The 21,347-nt window shown below is 51.4% G+C and carries 18 protein-coding genes; 11 read left to right on the top strand and 7 right to left on the bottom strand.

Annotated features, from left to right (window positions below):
* Nucleotides 1-60: 60 nt before the first annotated feature.
* The gene (locus tag O0882_RS08095) at nucleotides 61-645 is read left to right on the top strand and encodes a TetR family transcriptional regulator (RefSeq protein WP_289946919.1); all 585 of its coding nucleotides are present in this window, start codon (nucleotides 61-63) and stop codon (nucleotides 643-645) included.
* A gap of 35 nt (nucleotides 646-680) precedes the next feature.
* On the opposite strand, the gene O0882_RS08090 is transcribed toward O0882_RS08095, so the two are convergent.
* Nucleotides 681-2,033 (bottom strand): glycosyl hydrolase family 18 protein, encoded by a 1,353-nt coding sequence (locus O0882_RS08090; protein WP_289946918.1) that lies wholly within the window; start codon nucleotides 2,031-2,033, stop codon nucleotides 681-683.
* Between the two features lie 272 nt (nucleotides 2,034-2,305).
* The gene (locus tag O0882_RS08085) at nucleotides 2,306-3,865 is read right to left on the bottom strand and encodes a M28 family metallopeptidase (protein WP_289946917.1); all 1,560 of its coding nucleotides are present in this window, start codon (nucleotides 3,863-3,865) and stop codon (nucleotides 2,306-2,308) included.
* Between the two features lie 16 nt (nucleotides 3,866-3,881).
* Here O0882_RS08085 and O0882_RS08080 point away from each other — a divergent pair, with 16 nt between their 5' ends.
* The 8 genes from O0882_RS08080 (at nucleotide 3,882) to O0882_RS08050 (ending at nucleotide 13,999) form a co-directional block, all read left to right on the top strand.
* A complete protein-coding gene (locus O0882_RS08080) occupies nucleotides 3,882-4,151 on the top strand; it encodes a hypothetical protein (RefSeq protein WP_289946916.1) in 270 nt (89 codons plus the stop codon).
* 1,034 nt (nucleotides 4,152-5,185) lie between these two features.
* Nucleotides 5,186-5,755, top strand: coding sequence for a hypothetical protein (locus tag O0882_RS08075; protein ID WP_289946915.1), 570 nt, complete (start codon nucleotides 5,186-5,188; stop codon nucleotides 5,753-5,755).
* A 289-nt stretch (nucleotides 5,756-6,044) separates the two neighbouring features.
* A complete protein-coding gene (locus tag O0882_RS08070; RefSeq protein WP_289946914.1) occupies nucleotides 6,045-9,512 on the top strand; it encodes a hypothetical protein in 3,468 nt (1,155 codons plus the stop codon).
* Nucleotides 9,493-9,951, top strand: coding sequence for a hypothetical protein (locus tag O0882_RS08065; RefSeq protein ID WP_289946912.1), 459 nt, complete (start codon nucleotides 9,493-9,495; stop codon nucleotides 9,949-9,951). The genes O0882_RS08070 and O0882_RS08065 overlap by 20 nt, the downstream gene beginning before the upstream one ends.
* Nucleotides 9,948-11,159, top strand: a complete 1,212-nt coding sequence (locus tag O0882_RS08060) for a response regulator (RefSeq protein WP_289946911.1) — start codon at nucleotides 9,948-9,950, stop codon at nucleotides 11,157-11,159. Before O0882_RS08065 ends, O0882_RS08060 begins: the two co-directional genes overlap by 4 nt.
* Nucleotides 11,160-11,572: 413 nt before the next feature.
* Entirely contained in the window at nucleotides 11,573-11,923 is a 351-nt protein-coding gene (locus tag O0882_RS29075) for an HNH endonuclease signature motif containing protein (RefSeq protein WP_354670255.1), read from the top strand.
* A 601-nt stretch (nucleotides 11,924-12,524) separates the two neighbouring features.
* Nucleotides 12,525-13,118 carry a hypothetical protein gene (locus O0882_RS08055; RefSeq protein WP_289946909.1) on the top strand — a complete coding sequence of 198 codons (594 nt, stop codon included), beginning with the start codon at nucleotides 12,525-12,527 and terminating at the stop codon, nucleotides 13,116-13,118.
* Nucleotides 13,119-13,240: 122 nt separating this feature from the next.
* Nucleotides 13,241-13,999, top strand: coding sequence for a hypothetical protein (locus tag O0882_RS08050; protein ID WP_289946907.1), 759 nt, complete (start codon nucleotides 13,241-13,243; stop codon nucleotides 13,997-13,999).
* Between the two features lie 184 nt (nucleotides 14,000-14,183).
* Here O0882_RS08050 and O0882_RS08045 read toward each other — a convergent pair whose 3' ends face one another.
* Nucleotides 14,184-15,233, bottom strand: coding sequence for a hypothetical protein (locus tag O0882_RS08045; RefSeq protein ID WP_289946905.1), 1,050 nt, complete (start codon nucleotides 15,231-15,233; stop codon nucleotides 14,184-14,186).
* A gap of 678 nt (nucleotides 15,234-15,911) precedes the next feature.
* Between O0882_RS08045 and O0882_RS08040 the strand changes: the two genes are divergently transcribed.
* Nucleotides 15,912-17,027 carry an HNH endonuclease gene (locus O0882_RS08040; protein ID WP_289946904.1) on the top strand — a complete coding sequence of 372 codons (1,116 nt, stop codon included), beginning with the start codon at nucleotides 15,912-15,914 and terminating at the stop codon, nucleotides 17,025-17,027.
* A 303-nt stretch (nucleotides 17,028-17,330) separates the two neighbouring features.
* Here O0882_RS08040 and O0882_RS08035 read toward each other — a convergent pair whose 3' ends face one another.
* Both O0882_RS08035 and O0882_RS08030 read right to left on the bottom strand, forming a co-directional pair.
* On the bottom strand, nucleotides 17,331-17,798 hold the full coding sequence (locus O0882_RS08035) for an antitoxin VbhA family protein (protein WP_289946903.1): 468 nt from the start codon (nucleotides 17,796-17,798) through the stop codon (nucleotides 17,331-17,333).
* Between the two features lie 134 nt (nucleotides 17,799-17,932).
* The gene (locus O0882_RS08030) at nucleotides 17,933-18,328 is read right to left on the bottom strand and encodes a hypothetical protein (protein ID WP_289946902.1); all 396 of its coding nucleotides are present in this window, start codon (nucleotides 18,326-18,328) and stop codon (nucleotides 17,933-17,935) included.
* Between the two features lie 117 nt (nucleotides 18,329-18,445).
* Between O0882_RS08030 and O0882_RS08025 the strand changes: the two genes are divergently transcribed.
* Complete coding sequence (locus O0882_RS08025; RefSeq protein WP_289946901.1) at nucleotides 18,446-18,691, top strand: helix-turn-helix transcriptional regulator; 246 nt, start codon at nucleotides 18,446-18,448, stop codon at nucleotides 18,689-18,691.
* 48 nt (nucleotides 18,692-18,739) lie between these two features.
* Here the strand turns inward: O0882_RS08025 and O0882_RS08020 are convergent, their stop codons facing one another.
* Both O0882_RS08020 and O0882_RS08015 read right to left on the bottom strand, forming a co-directional pair.
* A complete protein-coding gene (locus O0882_RS08020) occupies nucleotides 18,740-19,219 on the bottom strand; it encodes a hypothetical protein (protein WP_289946900.1) in 480 nt (159 codons plus the stop codon).
* Between the two features lie 14 nt (nucleotides 19,220-19,233).
* Nucleotides 19,234-21,153, bottom strand: coding sequence for a hypothetical protein (locus O0882_RS08015; protein WP_289946899.1), 1,920 nt, complete (start codon nucleotides 21,151-21,153; stop codon nucleotides 19,234-19,236).
* Nucleotides 21,154-21,347: the final 194 nt, after the last annotated feature.

The following is a 21,347-nucleotide window of genomic DNA, read 5'->3' as shown; positions in this document are numbered from 1 at the left end:
TGACGTTTTTTGTCCAAAAGTCATGTTGACACTATATGACCATAGTGTCAACATGTCCGCATGACGACCGATACCCCTAAAAGCCAGCAGATCCTCGATGCGGCGCTGGCCGTGTTTTGCCGTTACGGCTACCGCAAGACCTCCATGCTCGACATCGCGCAGGCGGCCGATATGTCGCGCGCCGCGCTGTATTTGCATTTCAAGAACAAGGAAGACGTGTTTCGCGCCGGCTCCGAACGGGCTCATGCCAGCGTGATGGCGCAAGTGGCGGCGGCGCTGGCAGAACCCGGCCCCGTGTTCACGCGCATCGAAACGGCGCTGCTGGCCTTCCAGCAAGGCTTGATGGCGGAAATTTCGGCCAGCGCGCATGGGCAGGAATTGTTCGATGCCAACATGACCCTGGCCGCCGACATCACCTTGAGCGCGCGGGCAAGCTTGGTGGCGTCATTGGCCGGCGTGCTGGAACAGGCCGAAGCGGCGGGCGATATCGCGCTGCGCCGGGTGGACGCGACGGCCGCGCAAGTGGCCGCCTTGCTGGTGGCGACCATGGATGGCATCAAGCACACGCAAGGGGGAGGGGAGGCGCTGCGCCAGGGCATTGCGCTGCACATGCGCTTGCTGGGCGCGGCGCTGCTGCGCATGTGAGCTTGTTGCCCCCATGCGCAACACGGTAAAGCCGCTTACGGCAGGGTCTTCAGCACGGTCTTTGTCGGCACGGAGAAGTTATAGCCGTCGTGGCGGTCCCAGTTGATCGACCACGTCATCACGCCGCGGAAGTCCGGATACGCCTGCAGCGGCTTGATGGTGCCGCAATTGAGCAGGCGCGTCAGGCAATTCAGGGCGTTGCTGACGTCGGCATTCGTCGTAAAACCGGAGCCGGCCGAGCTGCGGCCCGACGGCACGCCGAAGCCCACCTGGTCCGGACGCAGGCCGGCAAAGGTATTGCCGCCATAGTTAAATCCCTCGATCAGCATGCGCGCCGTGGCCACCAGCTGGTCGGCCGAACCGGCCTTGATGGCGCCCGTGGCGTACGGCGTGTAGATGTCGCCATTGTTGTAGTACTGCGGGTGCAGCACCGTCAGCTCGCTGCGCAAGGCATTGATGATGGGAATGTAGGCGCCCCAGATGCTGCCGTAGCTCGTGTATCCCCCCTCCACGTACACCCATTCCGGTGCCATCGACAAATAAAAGCTGCTGCCGACCTTGGTTTTCAGGTTTTTCACGGCGATCGGCAGATAGGTCTGGATGGCCGCGCCTTGCGCCACGCCATTTTCCAGGTCCAGGTCGATGCCGTCGAAGCCATATTTGGTGATGATGGCGTACAGGCTGTTCGTGAAATTCGTCGCTTCGGCCGTGTTGCCGACGGACACGGAACCGTTTTGCCCGCCCAGCGACAGGATGACTTTCTTGCCCTTGGCCCGTTTGGCGGCCACGTCGGCGATGAACTGCGCTTCCGTGCCCGCGCCCGGATCGATGGTCAGGCTGACATTGCCGCCGCCCGCGTTGTCGCCGAACGAGACGACGATCACATCCCAGTCGTCGCTGACCTGGCTGATCGGATACGTGGCGCCGCTGGGGTTGGTGAAGTTGTGCCAGTAGCCGATCAGCGCGTGCCTGGCCAGGCCGGTGGGTGTCGGTGTCGGAGTAGGCGTCGGAGTAGGTGTCGGGGTAGGAGTGGGCGTCGGCGTCGGGGTGGGAGTCGGCGTAGGAGTTGGGGTAGGCGTGGGTGTCGGAGTTGGCGTAGGAGTGGGGGGCGGCGTGCCGCAGTCTCCTACCACCGTCCAGGGCTGGCCGCTGCCAGCACCGCCGCTGCTGGTCGATGGGTTATTGCCTTGCGTCCACCAGTTGGCCGTGTAATTGACGTTGTTATAACTGGTCTTGCCGCCGCCGTTATAGGCGGTGCCGCTGTTCCACGGCGCGTAGCAGGCCACCGCTTCGGCGGCGCCAGCCAACAGCTGGCTCGCGCCGTCGCCACCGCCGCCGCCGCAAGCGGCCAAGGTCCCGCCGAAGAGGGTAATGATGAGGCTATTCATGACTGTCCGGTGCATCGCATCTCCTTGTGTGTTTTTATCTTGGCCGGGCGGCTGGACACCGTCCGATTTTTCAGAGTGCAGGCATTGCAAGTGGTCGTCAACTGGTTTTATTCTTTGCGCAAGATCACAATACCAGTCCCAGCCTTGCCCCAGCGGATGGGCGATGCGGGCCATGCCAGTGCCTGTTTTCCAGTGCGCTGGTATGGTGTACGGAAGAGCGCCGGGAGCAGGGCGGGGAAGGGAGGAGGACGCCAGGGAAGCTCTTGCGGCTGCTACGGCGCTGTTTCCTTGCGCAAATCGGCATACGGCACGCGCGACAGATCCAGCATCATTTGCGTCAAGGCCACGGTTTCGCGCTGCATCAGCCGGTAGTCCACCTGGGTCACCGTGCCGATGCCATAGCTGAACTGGTAGGTCGGCGCCTTGACATAATTTAGCGTGGGTAGGCGTTGCGCCGCCCGGAACGTCTGGCCTGCATCGGGCCAGGCGGCCCTCTGCGCACTGCCATCGCCGCCGGAATTGGCAGGCGGCAGCACGAACGCGGGTGCCACATTGGCCTGCCTGAGCATGGCGTAGGACGCATCCATCAGGGCAGGCGTGCGCGGTGAAAGCAGGACGGCCGGCTCGGACCTGCCCGTGAGATGCAAATAGCCGTTGCTGTCGGGCAGCACTTCCAACGCGCCCAGTTGCCCGATGCCGAGCATCGCGGCAATGCGCTGCGTCAAGCCATCCTCCTTGTGGCGATCCATAAATTGCGCGATGCCCGCGCCGCCCGCGAGATGACCGCCCGTCAGCAGCAGCATGACGCTGCGCGGCAAGCTGTTTTGCGGCAGGCGCGCCAGGTACTGAGCCATGTCGACGATCGCGTTCGGTCCATTGTTTTCCAGCCCGTTCGTGCCATCCGTGTAGCTAGCCAGCACCATCAATTCATCCGACTTGCCGGGGATGATGCCGACCAGGTTGCGCGTCTGCACCTGCCGCACGGTGGCCGCCATGGTCAGCCGCAAGACAGGCGCCGTGCCCGCCAGCACGCGGTCGCGCAGGCGCTGGCCACGGCCGCGGTCGATAAACACGCCGGGCAACTGGCGCACCACGCCGTCGCAGGGTGCATACAGGCCGTCCGCCGCCAAGGAAGGCGTATCCAGAATGACGATCACGCCCGCCGCACCGGCCGCCTGCAGGCTGTCCAGCAGCGAAATGAACGCCCCAAGCATCTGAAATGGACGCGCATACGGCGTGTCCGGCCCCATGGCGCGCTCCGGGTCGTGGACGTGCACGGGCGTCTGATGGAAAACCTGGCCCGTCCACGCCACTTCAGGCATCTCGACGAGCACCAGCTTGCCCGCCAGGCTGGCATCGGGCTTGGTATTGGGCGCCAGGTAGACGATGCGTCCCGTAATGCCGGACGGCGGCGTGACGCCCGAATATGGAATATAGCCAGCCGAAGTCAGCACGCGGGGCCGCTCTCCATCCAGCACTTCCAGGCCCCAGTGTTCCGCCTCCACCGACCATTGCCGCAAGCTGACCGGTTCAAAGCGCAGCTGTTTGACACCGGCGCGCGCCAGGCGTTCATGCAACACGTCGATATACGCTTCATGCCGGGGCGATCCCGTGGCGCGCAACAGGCGCCCGTCCAGGTCATATTGCCAGTCCACCAGTTGCTTTCTGGACAGAAATTGCGTGGCGTCGACCATCACGGCAGCGTTTGCAGGCAGGGCGCGCGCAGGCCATGGGCCGGGCTTGCTGGCACAGGCGGACAAGGCGGTCGCGGTGGCCAGCGCGACGCCCGCGCGCAGCAGATAGCGCGAAATATCTTGAGACTTTGCCTTCATAATCGCCTGCAAACCCTTGATTTCATTATTGTGTTTCACCGAAAAAAACGTCGAGGAAGTCAAGGCATGCCCGGCAAAAGAGATAAGGCGGGCAATCTTACACGAGCAAGTCCCGGCACACACATTGTTATGGATTTGCAATGCAATCGTGCGCGACGTGGACGATGGCGGCGGCAAGCCGCAACGCGGCGCGCTGCCTTGCGGCCCGGGCGCAAACATGACGCAAGCCGTCCGGAAAGCGATTGATGGCGCAGCCGCTGTGCCATCAACGCGCCGCGTCCGTTGAGCCATGCCTGGCCGCCAATGCCTGGTCAAATTCATCGCAGTGGTCCACATGGACAGTTTGGCGTACGGTAGCCGTGGCAGATCGCGGCCGAAGTTTCCCAGCCACACGAGCAGCCGCATGGACGCGCCAGATCTGCGGCCAGGCAAGGCGCCGGCTTGGCAGGCAGTGCGCAGACAGGCACGCGGACCCGCCAGCATTGCACCGGCAGACAGACGAGCAACGCAGCGCGCGGTAGCAAACACCAGGATTCCTGCGCGCCAGCCTGGAGCTGGCCAGCGTATCGAAGCGCAAAGGGACTGCACAAACCCATGACGAAAAAGTCAGGGCGCCAGGCGGCGCGCAAACGGCTAAAATCGCATTTTCGATTGTACAAGTTACAAAAAGGGGCATTTGACGAATTCATCCTTAACTTCGCAATCTTGGTACTTAGGGAATGATGTTGCGGTTTCTAGTAGGAGTAGAATCTTTGCAAGAACGTTTTTTGTGTTGCTCTTCCTCATATTGGTACTTCGTTGCGCGCTCACCGACTATCGACGCAACACCCTTCGCCTCCAAATCGTCATGAGACAAACTTGCTGTTGCGTTGCAAACGGTAGGATGCCGCAGGAGGTGCAGTGGTTTGAACGAAGTAACGCTAGCTCTTTTAAAGACATCCTATTGCAGAAGCCAGGAGCCAGGAGCCAGGAGCCAATACGGTGGCCGATGCGGACGCGATATTGCAAGTCCGTGAACATGTCGGCTACCAGAACGATGAATGGCTGTTGGCAATTAAAGTTGCAAATACTGCATCTATGTGTCATAGTTAGTTGATTGACGGCAAAGTAAAAACGAAGAACTCCCGTGGCTTCGCGAACCTAAGGTAAAAAGTTGTGACTGAAAAAATCCTGTTTGTGAACGGAACGGGAGCGCGAACAGCGGCCTTTGGCGCGGTTGTCCAGTCTGAGAATAGACAGAAGTGAATAATTGTGGCCCTGTTACAGGGCCCTAAAGCCCTCCATAATGGAGGCCCTTTTTTGCTATGATAAGTTACAAAAATGTCCAGCTGCTACGATGGAAGTTTCCTGTGTCAAAATCCCACCTATGTTGATTTTGATGAAATTGCATCAAAAGAGCTTCTCACCCCGCCTTCTGCATTTGAGATAGTGAACGAAAGCAAATTTTGCACGTTGGTTCCTCTTGATGAGGCTTTTCTGCTTAGTGACCTTACACACAAGGACTATTTGAAGGGTTTGCGCGGAAAAACTGGCATATACCAGTTGTGGATCAACTACGAAAATTGCACTGACCACGACACATATGTAATGCATTGCGTATACGTCGGGAAAGGTCTTGCGGAAACAAGAGTTAACCGCCATATAAAGGACAAGTGGCCAAAAGCGGAAGAGCTATATGTGACCTTCTACGAATGCACAAATCGCATGGCGAAATATCTTGAACAGCTCTTCTTAGATACATATAATTTCTATTTAAATAATAATGAAAATACTGGCGCCAACTCGCTTTTCGCCGTATGGGGCAATGAGCGCCATCTGCTAGGTACAGAGCTCCATGAAATCAGCAACCTAAGCAACATCACAAGTTTAGAGGAATTGTTAAATCTTTAGGAGGCAAGAGCACCCTAGAGAACTGCTGGTTAATTCGGGTTTTCACTTGAACATCAAAAGTAAGTATTTGATTTTTAAAGATAAAAATTTCCAGAAATTGATTTAATCAGCGCGACCCTAGAGTTTTTTGTTGTGGGGCCATTCAGGAAATTAGGCTGATATTCGGATTGAAAACGTAGACCGAAATTGCTTCTCAACTGGCAACCTCTGCCTGGATAAGTATGAACTACGACAAATCATCAGGTTCTGCAATCAAACAATATAATTTAATTAATTAAAAAATGCCGTTATGTGTTCAACGCGTAAAGCTGCTTCTCCACTTTCGAGAGTTCTTGCATCATCAAATGATGGTAAAAAGGTGATGTACCGATTTTTTGGCCTCCTTTCAAGCTCGGCGATCCGTGCAGCGGTCCGTCAAGTCGCAAAGCATCGACATTTTTCTCGCGCCATTAATCTCTCCCGTCCTCCACTTTCTCAGTTTTATGAGCAACTTACTCCCGACGCAACTTTTGAAAAGGAGGTGTCGTGGTGCTTGGGAATTCTTGATCTCTATAAGAGCGACGTTAACGCAGCCCTGAACGCTGACGGGAAGATGCTCTCGGCACTATTTGACCGCAACTGGGCCTCTTTTGAAGCTGCAATCGATGAACTCGAACAAGCAACCGGCTATTCAATGTGGTCCTTGGCATTGCGAGGTGCGGCACTCACTGCGCAAGGGAAAACTGAAGAAAAAAGGCAGTTACTGACTGACCTAGATAGTAGCGCCAAGGACAATCGATTTTTTGCAGGTGTTCTTTATTTAAAAATGAATCGCTTAGATGAGGCTGACATTTTGTCGGGTCAATCGCGCTCGTTCGAACAAAAAATTAAGCGTACTTTTAGCGAAGAGACCTTACATTTTTTGATGTACAAAATTGTCCAGCACAATTTTGATTTCGATTTGGATTTTTCGTTAGTGCTACGAATTGAAAAGAATTCCTGTCCGATTGATATTTTTCACACACTTCAGGACTTTACCTTCTATAGTAGATTCAGTTCGCCTGATCGACGTTTTTCTGACTTGGTCAAAAACGTTGGTAGTGCGCTCGGCAAGATGGGAGGTGAGTCGCCAACTAAAGCACTAAGCGTTGCTTATGGAGTCGTGGACACTTTCTCAGTTCCGACCAATGCATATGATATTTTGGACGCTTACACGAGAGGTGATTACGAAGACGTATGTGGGTTCATGGAGGCTAACCTTCAGTTGGGAGAGACATTTGTTCTGTTTGAAACTTGGGCAAAGGCGGCGGCAAGGTGTAAGCGGTTTCCTGAGGGATATCGGGGAAGGCTACTGCGCACCATGGCGTCCGTACTTCAAAAAGACGATGAGTTTGGAATTTCTAATGCTTTCCTACTTGCGCAATGTGAATCCTTTGGAGGGTTGAGCTGGTTTCGGGAACTGCACCTTTTTATTATTCGTGAAACAATCTATCTTGGTCACAGTGGTAACAAAGAGCTTAACTGGATCAGTTGGGCAAGTTCTGGAATTGATACGCCGCTAAAATTACTTATTTTACAAGAGCCAAATAGGGCAAAATTCCGTTGCATTCTGGAAAATATTGCAGAAAAACATTTAGTTGTTAAGTTTATTATTTCGACGCTCGGAAGTCCAAAGCAAGTCGCCGATTTTCCAGTTGGCGTCGAGCGTAAGCGCTTAGCGAAATATTTAGCACTATCGTATGCCAAAGGTGGAAATAACTCCCGCGCATTGCGCATCCTACGCGTATTAGCCAATGATTCGGATAGGATTGTTTCACACGATGCTACGCGAGAGTTGGTAGCGCTACTCATTGCAATGGGAAATCATGAAGAAGCGGTTCAGAGATATGTTCGGGCAATAATTGGCAACCCTGCGCTTCAAAGAGCATTCGACACGAATTCCATAGCAAAAGCTTGTGAAAAATTAGTGCATAACTCGACTTCGATCGAGGTACCAATAGCGTTGAGTCTTCATTCTAGGTTCGTCGGTGAGGAGAACGATGCCACACTAAGATTTTCCTTCGAAATGTTCTTGGATAGAAATTCCATCATTACTCCTGATGCGGTTGTTAATATTGGGTTAGACGAACAATTGGTTAACTATTTCCTAGAGTTTGTCGCGGTTCCCTCTGTTATGAAGCTGCTGCCTGTATTTGAAACTTTAGCTGATATTGAAAAAGGGCGGATATCAGTTTGCCGGCTACTTATTGAGCGACAACATAATGTAGAGGAAATGATTGACGAGGTTAAGTATAGAAATCGGCAACTCGTTATTGCTGCAGGAACTAAATTGGTGGAAAGTTCTCGAATTTATGCAGACACGGGATGCTTTTCTAATGCTGCTACCTCTATCCCTTATAGGCAGCTATTCGAACGATATATTAGTCTAGTTCGCAGAAATGACTACCATGAAACAGCTGATGAAATTGAGTTCACCAAGCTTTTAAAAGCTATGCGGGATGAGCCATTACTGGTGGCGAATATGCATAAAATTCACCTTCAAAGTACGGTGCTGAACGAAAAGAATGGCACTTTTCTTCAATTAATGAAAATGATGCGTGATGAATTTACGTTTGGAGTGAGAGGTCTTGCAGGATATTTAAGTACGCGTATTCGGCACGGCCATCTTCCAAATATATTAAGACGGTCTATATCAGATGAGGATTTGTTATTTTCTCGCAACCTGATTACCGGCGTATACAAGAATGATGCTCGCTGGTTTATTGAAATGTGTCAAATTATGCCTTCTAAAAAGGCCGAAATAGATCGAGCATTTCATGATTTTTCTGCAACGATCGATGGAATGATCGATGAGGTGAACGACACTTGGTTGCAGATATTCGCCGTTGATCAGGATATTTCAGGGCTTTCCAGAACAGAAAAATTAAACAAAAATATGTTTAACTATTCTGTAACTGCGCTTGAGGCATTTCATCTGCAAGATGAACTTTCAACAAACATTGATTACTCGGATTTTACTAAAGCTATAATAATCTGGCTTTGGGAGCGGACAGAAAAAAACTTACAGGTTATACGAACGAACCTAAATGATATTGTTAGGCCAAAGCTTTTAACAGCGTTTATCGAACTTGAACGCACTTTGCAACAATCTCTTGGCGAATTTGTTGATCTCAGTAAGTTGATTGACGCTATTAGTAGGGCAAAATTAGCTTTGAACAATTCGATCGATACCATTGAAGGGTGGTTTGTTCGCTCGCGTGGAGCCATCCCAACCAATTTTGAGTCAGTGGTGTCCATTGAAATTGCACGACTATCCTCGCAAGTTCCGCATTTTGAGCATGAGGATCAAACAGGTTTGTTGTACAAGGGAAATGCATTAAGTTATTTTGTCGACTTTCTATTTGTACTTCTTGATAACTGCGTCACCAAATCTGAAACGGGAAGCGATTTAGTTGTAGAAACCTCTTTCAAAATTGAAGGTTCAAATTTGAAGATATGCGTGGCAAATAGTTGCGCTGACGTAAAAGATATTCATAAAGCTAATAAGAATTTGGATTTCTATAGAGAACATTATGGAAAAGAATCATATGCGATCACTGCTGCTCAGGGCGAAGGTGGGAGCGGGCTATTCAAGGTATGGAAAGCGTTGAGTAAGGATCTGGAACTCCCCCATGAAATCTCTTTCGGCTATACTAATATTGAGCGATTTGAAGTCACAATTACCATAAAATTAGACTCACTTTCTGAGGTGATTTATCATGAAAATTCTGTTGGTTGAGGACGATACTGGAAAGCGTGAAGATATCCAATCACAGGTGAAGTTATCGCTGAGCCAGATTAATGAAAAATGTGAAATCACCGAAAAGGAATCTTTGAGGTCAGCGTGGCGTACTTTAATTGCTGAGAAGTTTGATCTTCTGCTTTTAGACATGAGCCTGCCAAGTTCCGATGTTAGTGATGATTCGGCACCGAATGAGCCAGAAAGTTTTGCGGGACGAGAGATCTTAGATCAAATGCGGCTTCGATCAATCCATACGCCGGTTTTAGTAGTCACTCAATACCGTACTTTTGAGCGAGGCACCATAAGCTTAGAGCAGCTTGTTGCTGGCTTCGAAGCAAAGTATGCTCCGTTTTTTCGTGGATACATTTATTACAATGCGTCGTCGGATGATTGGCGGCGACAGTTAAATGCTCATTTGCAGGAAATTATTAAATGAATGTACTTATAGTTGATGATCAGTATGATGGGAAAATAAAATCCGTCTCCAGAATTTTAAGAGATCTGGGAGTTAGTAACGTCAAACATGTAATGAGTTCTTTTGATGCAATAAGTGCATTGACAAAGAATCGCTATGATTTGTTGATTCTTGATTTGCATATTCCACAACGTCTAGGAGATGAGATCGATTCTGATGGTGGCCGGTCACTTTTACAGCGAATCGAATTAGATCCGAAATTGAATAGACCAACCACTATACTTGGTATAACGGCTCAGCGTGACGCCTTTAGCAGCGCACAAGCTTTTTTTGCGGACAGAGGTTGGACTCTCCTACTCGATGCTGATGGGAGTGCTATTCACGACCAACTAAATACTATACTTGCAACTCAAATCGCGCATCTCACTAAGGTTTCGCAAGAATGTGATGTTTTCATAATTACGGCATTAGCGCACACCGAACTGGAAGCCGTGCTGAAACTTCCATGTACTTGGACATCGCTTAAATTATTAGACCGCCCGGAGGTCTATTATGAAGGTACGTTTATGGATAGGGACGGGCAGTCCCGGAAAGTAATCACTACAAGTCTGCCGACGATGGGTATGGCAGCGGCCGCCGCGATTTCAGCTTTTGTTTGCGCGACCTTTACGCCTCAATATTTAATCATGACAGGCATTGCCGCAGGCATACCAAATAAGGTAAATCTGGGGGATATTATGATTGCGGCTCCCTCGTGGGACTGGGGGAGTGGAAAACTAACTGTTAAAGACGGCAAACCGCAGTTTCTTAGTTCTCCAGTTCAAGTACCATTGGCTCCCGAGTTACATGCATTGATGAGCTCTATTGCTGCTAGCAAACGCTACGTTGACCAGATATATTTGAATTGGAAAAATAAGAAGCCTACGCATCAACTTGCTGTACATGTGGGGCCAATAGCATCAGGGGCAGTGGTCCTCGAGGACCCGGCCACGGTTGAACTAATACGCGCCCAACATCGAGCGACAATCGGTATTGAAATGGAAGCATTCGGAGTTATGACAGCCGCTTACTATTCTGGTAATGGCGGGCCGAAAGCATTGGTTGTCAAATCAGTATGTGACTTTGCAGACCCAAATAAAAACGATGATTGGCAGGAGTATGCGGCGTATACCAGTGCACAATTTGCGTTCGAAATACTTAAGTCTGAGTTGGCTTTCGATAAAGGATAAAAATCACGACTTGATCGTGGAATTTCCATTTGAAAAACACAAAAATTATCACTTACATGGTGGTATGTTGGAATTAACTAGCATATCCAATTTTCCCAGCCCGGCGCTAGACAACATCCTCGCCAGGCTCGGCTCCGACGAGCCTGGCCTCGTCACCGATATCGCCCGGATTGAGCGACCGGAAAAAATTTCCTCATAAAGATGTTCGGTAGCTACCAGAAGATATCGCGGGCAACGGCTTCGCTCATCGCCGGCTCCGTCCGACCCGCCAGACCCAGCCCGGCGCTAGACAACATCCTGGCGAGGCTCGGCTCCGACGAGCCTGACCGAGCCACCGATATCGCCCGGATTGAGCGGGAGGATGGGCTCAACCCGACCACACGCGAGGCGCTCATCCAAGCTCGGCTAGGGCAGTGCAAGTTCCGCCAGGACCTTTTTCGGCTCTGGGATGGCGCCTGCTCCGTAGCGGCTGCGATGTTCACCAGGTCCTGCGCGCGTCGCACATCAAGCCATGGGCCGGGAGCAAGAACAAGGAGCGGCTCGACCCCGAGAACGGGCTGCGACTGGCCGCTAACATCGACGCCCTCTTCGATAGCCATCTGATATCGTTCGATGATTCCGGGGAGATGCTCGTCTGCCTCTCCATCTCGCCCGAACAACGGAGCCTGCTTGGTCTGCCCGCGCGGCTGCGCAGGGCTCCTAGCCCGGAGCAACGCCGCTACCTCGCGCAGCATCGCGAAATATTCGCTCGGCGGGCCCCTTGAGCGTAGCCATTAAGAATGGGGCGTGGTGGTTACCAACTTAGGCGGCGTCGCTCCACGGCCACGTCCGATTAGACCCTGTCCTGAAGTTTGGCGAAAAATCCGTAGCAAGCCCACGGGTGTTCGTTTGCTCTCAGAATTGCCCCACTCTGTTTGACCTACCTTCCACTGCCTGGCAAACGCTGCCAGGCGGTCGTATGACCCTGCATAGCCTAGCTCTTTCAGCTCCCCATGGATTTGCTTCAAATTGCGCCGCTGCTTACGCGGCTTAGTCGTCTCGGCCTGGAACGGCACCACACTGCCTGCGAAGATTGCCTCTTTGCTGCCTGAAACATATCATCCGTAAATATGGCATGTCTGAAATGAAAAAGGCTATGTTTCGTAATTTTTTTGCTAGGGCGCGGTAAAAAGTCAGAAAGCGAGCGATTTCGGACGACTTGCGATTCGACTGAGTGTTTACCGCTGGTATGAAGTCTTGCCATAATGTTGTAAGATTTACAGTACCAACTATAGTGAGCGCAGCGTACCGCTCGGCACGCAGTGACGTAAAGTTGAGGAAAACCACTTAGGAGTAGTCGTGTTATCTTCGTGTCAAGCAATTGCCGTGTTTAAAGACGTAGTGCTGGCTGTGGCCGCTTTTGTTGGAATGCTTGTGGCCGTGAGCGGACTATCGACATGGAATCGTCAGCTTAAAGGGAGTGTCGAATATGAGTTGACGCGTCGATTATTGAAACATACGTACAAGCTGCGGGAAGCGATTCGAGAAGTCCGCTACCCGCTCATGTCATACGGGCCTGCCGATGATGTGGAGGGAGCCGCTCCAATGGATCGGGAGCAAAAGGAATATCAAGGAATGGTGAACGCATATCGTGAAAGATGGGCGAAGGTTATAGCAGCACGCGATGATTTGCGGACGGAGATTCTAGAAGGTGAAGTAGTTTGGGATGACGAAATTCATACGAAATTTAATCCGCTATTTGCGATGCAAAGTGAACTATCTAACGAAATTCAATTGTACATAGAAGTATCAGATCCTCAGATACGTCGTGATAAAAGGGATGAGCTGTTAGATATTAGGGGCGGGCGGCGAAGCGTGATGTATGACATGCTGGGGCATGCAGAAGATCCATTTTCCGACGAAATGAAGGCGACTATCATTACCATCGAGTCTTACCTGAAGCCTCACCTGAAAAAGTAGCATGTATCTTATGATTTCGGTAGACGCAAGTCCTGGCTTAAAGGAGAGGAGATAATCGCTGCGGCATAAGAAACTAAAAGTTGCCCGACCTTTTTTGTTTGCTCACATTTTCACTCTAACATATGACACTTAAAGAAAATTTGAAAAAGTGGCTTTCTGAACATGGCTTTCCATTAGAAATGGAAGCTGCGAGCCATTTTAGGAGTGCGGGGTTTGACGTGCGGCAAGGAAGTGTTGTACTAGATGAACAAGAGGGGAAGTCTAGGGAAATCGACATACTTGCGGAGGATCCTGATGTTTACGGAAGCGTAGAGATTTCGTGCGTGATTGAGTGTAAGTCGTCAAAAGCGCACCCTTGGGTTGTATTTGTCGCGGACGACGTGCTATCTAATTATCGGAACATCAATGCTTTTTGCCTTTCCTCGCCTCATGCCAAAGAAGCTATGGCAAAGGCGTTCAGAGCAGGCGGGGATATGAAAGAGCTATTGCCACGCGGAGCAGCATGCGGCTATGCATTTAAGCAGGCGTTGGGTAGTACCGACCACGCTTATTCGGCATCTGTAAGCGTTCTAAAAGCATGTAGTGTGATTTCCTCAAGTGTGCGTGACACCCCTAATGCGAAGCATTTGAAATTCGCTTTCCCAATTATCGTTGTTGATGCACCTCTATTTGAGTGCTCTCGGTCGGATTCCGGCGAACTGGTATTAAGGGAGGTTCAGGTTAGCGAATTTCTCTATACGGCGTACGTGCCGGAATTTGCTGGATGCTGTATTAAGGTTGTTAAGATTGGCGCGCTTGCTTCTGTTGCCGAAGAATATAAAATAACTGCAAATATCCTGCGGAATTTGTTTGAGGCGGACGCACTGTTTTCCGCCCTGTGACCTTCACAAATCAGAGTTTAAAATAACAATCGTTATAAAGTTGATGTAATAGGCAGCAAGCTGAAGATAGTTTTGGCTTGCACAGCTAGCTGAATTGCCCCTGTCAGTCTGAGCCGCCCGCCATACTCTCGCGAATGCCGCGAGCCGGTCAAAGGCCCCGTCAAAGCGAAACGCCCTTTGTTCTTCATGACGCTACTTCAATTTGGCAAGTGGGCTTCTTTGTGGAGCTGCTCCAGACCACAACATCGCTTTTTTGCAGTGGAACCTTGATTTTCCTGTCACCCGATTCAAATACTAATAGGTATTCCCCAAGGCGGTTTGCCATCAATGTAGGAATAATGCAGCCGATCTGCTTGGCGGGAAGTGGCATGCAAACGTTCTTTTGCAGCACATTCACCGCGTCGCAGGCAGGCAATTTCACTATAACGACGGTATTGGTTATGCCGCCAAGTGACAATTTTTTGAAAACACTTTCAGGAATGCCCGGCCCGTCAGACGGCAATGTCAAATAAGTTATCGGCAGCGCCAGTGCCAGCACCGTGGATACCAACCATGCCTTGCGTGTATCAAAGCGTATAGCTGCCAATATTGCATTTGCGATAACTATGACTGCTATAAGTACTCCAGCAAAAGCCAGTGACGCAAGTGGACCTTCAGGCGTACGGACGCGTAACATCGCCAACAACCAGAATGAAGGCGTGACCATTAACCATGCAAGCAGAAGTGTAAAATTATAAAGAATAGGCTTGAAGACAGTGAGTGCGATAAGTATGATACAGGTCATCATCCCGATACTACTGACCCATTTAATATAGCCTGCCAGTTCTTCGTTTCCTGCATCAAGGCCAAAGCAACCGATCATAAGCAAGTAGAAAAATGCGGCAAGAAACCCGTTAAGTGCAACGCGGACACCTGGTTCCCAACGTTTCTGTGCAAGGGCCGCTGCTGCCTGTACTTCGCTGCGTAACATCCAGCTGGGAATGCTAAAGACGACAACCAATAATACGATAAGAAAAATACTAACCACGGCAATTCCAAAGAAGAACGCTGCCGAACTTTTAATGTCCAGGTCAGGTAGATAGCCAAGCTGCGTAAAATAGATTAATGCAATTAGACCACCGAGAATCGCGGTCAAGTTCCAGAGCGTAGCAAATGGGCTTTCGATAACTTTATCAAGAATTCTTTCGTAGAAAGGTGGTTTTGATGAAGGAGGGAGGTTCTGTGGCGCTGTCATTGTGTGGGATTTATATCTATGTTTTTGAAAGTGCTATTATTTAACAGGAATTTCCAGATGGCAATTAAATAATTGAGAACTCTTTCAAGACCGTCAAATACGCCAAATTAGAGATCGAGTCGCTCCCTTCAAACGGCAAGGCCGCCGCTATATAAATCAGCTTCGGGTAAATCGTCACGAGTCTGTTATATGTGAAGTTGCAAGGGATGATTCTGGCCGGATCTGAGCCGTGGCGGCCCATGATTGAGGCACTTTTCCAGCCCCTCTGATACGGCGCTTGCCCATGTACACGCGGCAGCAGAGAAGCTGATCACGGCGCTAACCAGTGCGGCCAACGCTATCTCAGTGCTAGTTGCAGCGGCCGACTTCTTCGAGGTGTTGGGCAAGACCTCAAAGATTGGCGCTTCTGCACCGGCGGGCGAGTGATTTTGTCCGCTGATCTTCACAGTTGGATGGCCGTGTCGATCAGCGAGTAGATCGCCGCTGCGCGTTCGTCTTCGCCGTCGGCGCCGGCGAACAGGTAGTTGCTGCGGCCAAAGCACGCTGAGCGGAGTAGGTTCAATGCAGTCTCCATGTAGCTTATATTTCACAGGAGGATCTTAGAAACCGTTTAGAATGAATTCATGGAGAGGCTCTAGCTCTTTGTCCCAACTCGCCTACCCGATAGGAGATCGCGGCATGCCGCTCTACTTTTTGAAACCCGTAGTTTGGAATACTAAAGGCTACAAAGGCCCGAGCGGTGAGAAGGTTACCTCTGGCTATCCCAAGGACCACGGCTTTGGGCACGAGGAATGGAACGCGTCCGAGAACTCGACCGTCCTCGTGGATGGTCGGCGTATGCGGACCTTCCACACTGAACCGTTCGGCAAACAACCCTTGGACGACTATCCCGGCGACATTTTCGTCTTCATGATTGCCTCCCACGCGGGCCACCAATACCTGGTCGGAATCGCGGGCGGCGCGACAAGCCTGATCTCCGAGCAGCACGCGCAGAAGCGGCGCGAATACTCCAACAGTATCGCGGGCGGGATGGATCGCTGGGCGGAGACTTGGAGCGTCCCGGCCGTCAAAAAATGCTATGGGGACGACGTGGACAAGTTCTGGGCGCATTGGGCACAGGAGCTTCAATGGTCCGCCAATTGGATTTGCCCGCCCGAGCTGTTCCACTGGCTCGACGATCCGGTGCTTCTGAACCCACACGAGATCACCGGAAAAAATTTCCTCATAAAGATGTTCGGCAGCTACCAGAAGATATCGCGGGCAACGGCTTCGCTCATCGCCAGCTCCGTCCGACCCGCCAAGCCAAGCCCGGCGCTAGACAACATCCTGGCCAGGCTCGGCTCCGACGAGCCGGACCGAACCACCGATATCGCCCGGATTGAGCGGGAGGAGGGGCTCGACCCGACCACACGCGAGGCGCTCATCCAAGCTCGGCTAGGGCAGGGCAAGTTCCGCCAGGACCTTATTCGGCTCTGGGACGGCGCCTGCTCAGTAAGCGGCTGCGACGTTCACGAGGTCCTGCGCGCGTCGCACATCAAGCCATGGGCCGGGAGCAAGAATATGGAGCGGCTCGACCCGGAGAACGGGCTGCTACTGGCTGCTAACATCGACGCCCTCTTCGATAGCCATCTGATATCGTTCGACGATTCCGGGGAGATGCTCGTCTGCCTCTCCATCTCGCCCGAACAACGGAGCCTGCTTGGTCTGCCGGCGCGGCTGCGCAGGGTTCCTAGCCCAGAGCAACGCCGCTACCTCGCGCAGCATCGCGAAATATTCGCTCGGCGGGCCACTTGAGCGTAGCTTTAAGAATGGGGCGTGGCGGCTACCAACTTCTGCGGCGTCGCTTCACGGCCCCGTCCGATTAGACCCTGTGCTGAAGTGTGGCGAAAAATCCGAAACAAGCCCACGGGTATGTACTTCAACGATGTCCTTCCGCATTCATCTCTGAAATGGGAATCGCTTCGCATGTTTAGAAGGGAGCTGGCGGGCCGGGCTGAGGAAAGCGGCGCTAACTAAACGACTGGATGTTTCTGGTATATGGCGGAATCAGGTCGACTCTCTAATAGTTATCACTGAGGACGTAGAACAGTATCCAATTTACGGACCTCCTAGCGAGCAAAATTCGTCAATACTGATTTCTCCTCGAACAAAACGAGCGACTTCCTGTTCGCAGGTTTCGGTCACCTTAGGCCCTGATAGAAATAACGAAGAACGCGCGAAGTCGACTGCGTCCTGACGCTTACGTTGCTCAGCGCTCATTCCGATACTGGCCAAGGTCGCCTGTCTACGATCCTCATCATAGGTAGTGCAGCGCTCGTCGTACTCCTTACTTAGTCGAACGAGTTGCGCAGAAACGTCTTCGATATCGCACATTGCTTGCTCTCCTTCCTGCGTGGTCATGACGTATTCCCGGGCGTGATCGAACAGGTCGCCGAAAGTGACAGTTCCTTCAATATAGCGGCCTAACAATGCGATGTGCTCAGCGTCGGGCACACCGCCTTCTCGCTTAAAGTTGGCGAGCATGATTCCAACGCGTGTACGTCGCTCTTTCTTAGCAGTATCCATGCTCTCTTCCTCTATCTAGGCGAACCACATTACTGGCGGCCGCTATCGCCGGCGGGCCGGTCATCGCACACATAGGTCCACAGGCGCGCTGTCTTTGGCCCTGCCTTCGCCGGGCGTGAGTAGCGGGTCGATGCTTATTTTGGATAGGCATAAAAGGATGTTAGTGGTCTGTCGGTAAAAATAGTCTCTAGTGAGGCTGAGGTAGCTCTGAGGTCCGTTCGGCGATTCATTACCTCTAGGGCAACTTCAACACGGTACTCACACAGGTATTCATAGAGGTGCAACTGACTAACCTCCAGCTCACTTGACGACGAACGGGCAAACAACAAATGAGCGACAAGAGCAAGAGGCCCCGCCAAGTAGTGGCGTGACTCATCGCATGGGTTTTCCAGAACTTGATCAAGGCTATCTGCAATCCTATCAAGCCAAAAATCCGAGAGTTGGCAGGGGAGGGCAGCACTCGGATGTTTATCTAGTATATCTTTCTTAAGCTCGACTAGATCCATTAAAGGTGGCAAAGGTTCTTTCATCGAATTCCCCCTGGTTGGTCTCATCTACCTTGACCTCCAGTACGTGTTGAATCCCGCACATTGAAAATGGGTCGTAAATGCCGTGGCCTATTTTGCCCGATAATTTGAATATGGGGTATGAATTCTGCCTCTAAAACCTCAGATTATGAAGTTTACTTAAAAGCAATTGGCGGCACTATCCGTGAGTTGCGTAAGAACCTAGGTTTTTCCCAGGAGGAGTTGGCACATCGGTCTTCGATTGATAGAAGTCACATGGGGAAGATTGAGCGTGGAGAGCGAAATGTGAGCGTTGTAAACATAATACGAATTTCACATGCATTGCATTGTGCTCCCTCCGAGCTGCTTCTGCGTGCAGGAGTCTAAGTGGATTCTTGCTCCTAAGCATCAGAAAGTCATATTGGCGCGCTCACTTCATTTTCTTTTGGCTCTGTGTGAGAGGTGCTTTGTAGCAAGTTCTTCTTGAATGTTAGTCACGTTATCCGGTATCGCACCCAAATCCGTCAGCGTGCGCAGTACCTCTTGATGACCCTCGAAGAATTGCGCCCACCTGCTGAATCCCCCCATTGCTCCAACAGCACGCAACAGAGCAACATGAGCGGCAGTCAAAGTTTGAACGCTGGCTTCCAGTTCGACGATCCGTCGTTCTTTCTTGGCCAGCGCTGCAGCAGCTTCAACAGCGGACTGCTTTCCGACTCGGCCACGCCATGCCCTATACTCATGCTGACGCCCTTGGTAGTCAGCCAGAAGAGCACTCCTGGACTCGTTACGCGTGATCGATGACGCAGCTTTGATAGTGGGGTGCAAACGCGCGACGGCACGTGCGGTGATGTCCTGGTCGTCCGCCAGCAGCATCTCGAGAATTACTAGCATCGCAGCCTCGTGTTCCGGCATTACTTTTCCCTCGCTCATTCGTCCACCACATCACGCGCACGCGGAATTGACAGATCCACCCCGTCTGGGAAGGCCCGCTCACCATCAGCTGTAACAAGAAGCCTTTGCACTCCGGCAAGCCTTTCTTCAGCATGCTGAAGCTGGTTCTTCCACCCAATGCTATTAGATGTTCGCGCCCGTATTGTCTCAATTGCTGCTTTAAATTTGCCTTCAAGGCGAATCAGATTTACCTTGTTTTCAGGCAGCCCTGTTGCGGAGAGATGACGGCAATTCGCAAAGCATTCTAGATGTTTTGGGCAGGGGTCCACTGTGAATGAATTTAGACAATGACCGTAGGGGGTTGCGTGAAATCCGTCGGCCTCGACACGTAGGTATTCATACGCCGCAGCATCGCCATCCTTAGCTTGAATTCGGACGAATGCTTCAACAATAGGGCCGCTGGCCTTGCCGCCTTTGATCATCTTAGCTACTGTAGTGGCCTTTTCTCCAAGCAACAGTTCAACCTCTTCGGGAATCGAAATCTGTTCAAGTTCTTCAGCTAAACTGCGATGGTCGTATTCATAGCTCTGTGCCACACTGCGGCGATTGTAGCGCTTCGAAATAATCGTATCGGCTACACCTAACCGGAAGAGCTCAGTATTCTGTAAGTGTCTCAACATGTGGGACTCTAAACGCAATTCTTGGTCCGCCTTAGTCTTGCCATAGCGCTCGAACAGAGATGGGATCTTGTCGTGATCACCTAGTCCTATGCCGACCAAACGCGAGTCAGGACGACTTATCGAAAAGTAGCGCGTAACGTCGCAAATCCCGTCATTGCGCTCTTCGGAGAGAGAACGCTTTGGATGCAAGAAGAGCAATTGCCAAGACTGAATTACACCAGAATCGGCGGTCATTGGTAAGAGGTCCGGCATTTTGGAGGGGGTCATTTTTCGAATGTGCTCCTCCAGTTCTCCCACATTCAGATAGGTATTGTTCCAAGATATTCTTGCTTCGTCATAAATCGGAACACCTGTTGAAGTGCGGAAGCGCATACTAGTTTCGCCGGCACGCATTTGCTTTTGCAGGCGATTTCCGAACATGTAAATTGCCATATCAAGCTTTCGGGTAGATCCAAGGGACTTCTCAGCCTGAAATTTGTGTAGCTCACGTAATATAGCCGGGTCAAAATCCTTACGATACTCGTTGATGAAAGGGTCGCGTTCTATGTCAAGCCAAAATGGATTGCCACTGAGACGGGTGTAAATATCTGAGAACGGGACAACCTCGTCTTCGCGAAACCATGGCAACAGTCGACCAGTTTCGCATTGCATTTTCAACGTTTCCCGGAGCGGTGCTGTGATACAAGCAACTCTTTCCAAGGTTTCGGTCAATAGCGCACGGAACATCTCCGGTACCGCCTGTGTATTTTCCCGCAATATTCGGCTGTCCGATTCTTCCTCTTGCTGCTTTTCTGCGAAGTGCCGTAGCATAAGTGCACTGGAAAATCCCCCCGCTTGTCCTGAATCGTGGCCTTTCGCATCGACATAAGTTCGTTCACGCTTCCAGTCGACCGGAAGCAAGGTAACCTCACCAGCGCGCAACCCAGTTATGATCATCGTCCGAGTCGCAGCGAACCGAAGTTCATCCATGAACGACTGAGGACGCTCGGTCATTACAATACGTACTAACTCCCAAAAGGCTCGACGGGAGGGCAGTCGTTCGACGCGTTTACGCTCTTCCAGCTTTGAGCGAAGCTCGTCTTCGGACAGGGTCTGTCGTGATCTCACGCTAGTCACTTGAACTCTTTGTACCCCAAGCAGACCATACATTTGGCCCGCATCGCAAATATGATTGGTATCCAGGATGATCTTGACCAATCCAGCAAGGAGGTCGCCAAGTTTGCCGGACGCCTGCACGGCCCTTGCAATGCGAATGGCATGCTGAAGGTCGTCCAATGTAAGTTCCCACGGCTCTCTTTCTACGCACGTTGCCATGACGCGGAGAGGGCGCGCGATGCTTTGATAAATGAGGTACCCTGACTTTTTCGGACACTCTAGTTTGGTAAACTTCACCAACTGGAGAACTTATGACACGTTCAAAAACCTATACACCGGAGCTTCGGGAAGAAGCGGTAAAACTGGTCCTGACA

Origin of the sequence: Janthinobacterium sp. SUN073, from assembly GCF_030397665.1 — a bacterium.
GTDB lineage: Bacteria > Pseudomonadota > Gammaproteobacteria > Burkholderiales > Burkholderiaceae_D > Janthinobacterium.
Note: the sequence above shows the minus strand (reverse complement) of the source record. Positions and strands in the feature narration are given on the sequence as shown.

What these genes read in the sequence shown, in the direction of transcription:
- O0882_RS08070 (WP_289946914.1), top strand. Translation starts at nt 6,045, where the DNA reads ATGTGTTCAACGCGTAAAGCTGCTTCTCCACTTTCGAGAGTTCTTGCA.
- O0882_RS08040 (WP_289946904.1), top strand. Translation starts at nt 15,912, where the DNA reads ATGCCGCTCTACTTTTTGAAACCCGTAGTTTGGAATACTAAAGGCTAC.
- O0882_RS08090 (WP_289946918.1), bottom strand. Translation starts at nt 2,033, where the DNA reads ATGAATAGCCTCATCATTACCCTCTTCGGCGGGACCTTGGCCGCTTGC.
- O0882_RS08025 (WP_289946901.1), top strand. Translation starts at nt 18,446, where the DNA reads ATGAATTCTGCCTCTAAAACCTCAGATTATGAAGTTTACTTAAAAGCA.
- O0882_RS08095 (WP_289946919.1), top strand. Translation starts at nt 61, where the DNA reads ATGACGACCGATACCCCTAAAAGCCAGCAGATCCTCGATGCGGCGCTG.
- O0882_RS08035 (WP_289946903.1), bottom strand. Translation starts at nt 17,798, where the DNA reads ATGGATACTGCTAAGAAAGAGCGACGTACACGCGTTGGAATCATGCTC.
- O0882_RS08085 (WP_289946917.1), bottom strand. Translation starts at nt 3,865, where the DNA reads ATGAAGGCAAAGTCTCAAGATATTTCGCGCTATCTGCTGCGCGCGGGC.
- O0882_RS08020 (WP_289946900.1), bottom strand. Translation starts at nt 19,219, where the DNA reads ATGCCGGAACACGAGGCTGCGATGCTAGTAATTCTCGAGATGCTGCTG.
- O0882_RS08075 (WP_289946915.1), top strand. Translation starts at nt 5,186, where the DNA reads ATGTCCAGCTGCTACGATGGAAGTTTCCTGTGTCAAAATCCCACCTAT.
- O0882_RS08030 (WP_289946902.1), bottom strand. Translation starts at nt 18,328, where the DNA reads ATGAAAGAACCTTTGCCACCTTTAATGGATCTAGTCGAGCTTAAGAAA.
- O0882_RS08050 (WP_289946907.1), top strand. Translation starts at nt 13,241, where the DNA reads ATGACACTTAAAGAAAATTTGAAAAAGTGGCTTTCTGAACATGGCTTT.
- O0882_RS08060 (WP_289946911.1), top strand. Translation starts at nt 9,948, where the DNA reads ATGAATGTACTTATAGTTGATGATCAGTATGATGGGAAAATAAAATCC.
- O0882_RS08045 (WP_289946905.1), bottom strand. Translation starts at nt 15,233, where the DNA reads ATGACAGCGCCACAGAACCTCCCTCCTTCATCAAAACCACCTTTCTAC.
- O0882_RS08065 (WP_289946912.1), top strand. Translation starts at nt 9,493, where the DNA reads ATGAAAATTCTGTTGGTTGAGGACGATACTGGAAAGCGTGAAGATATC.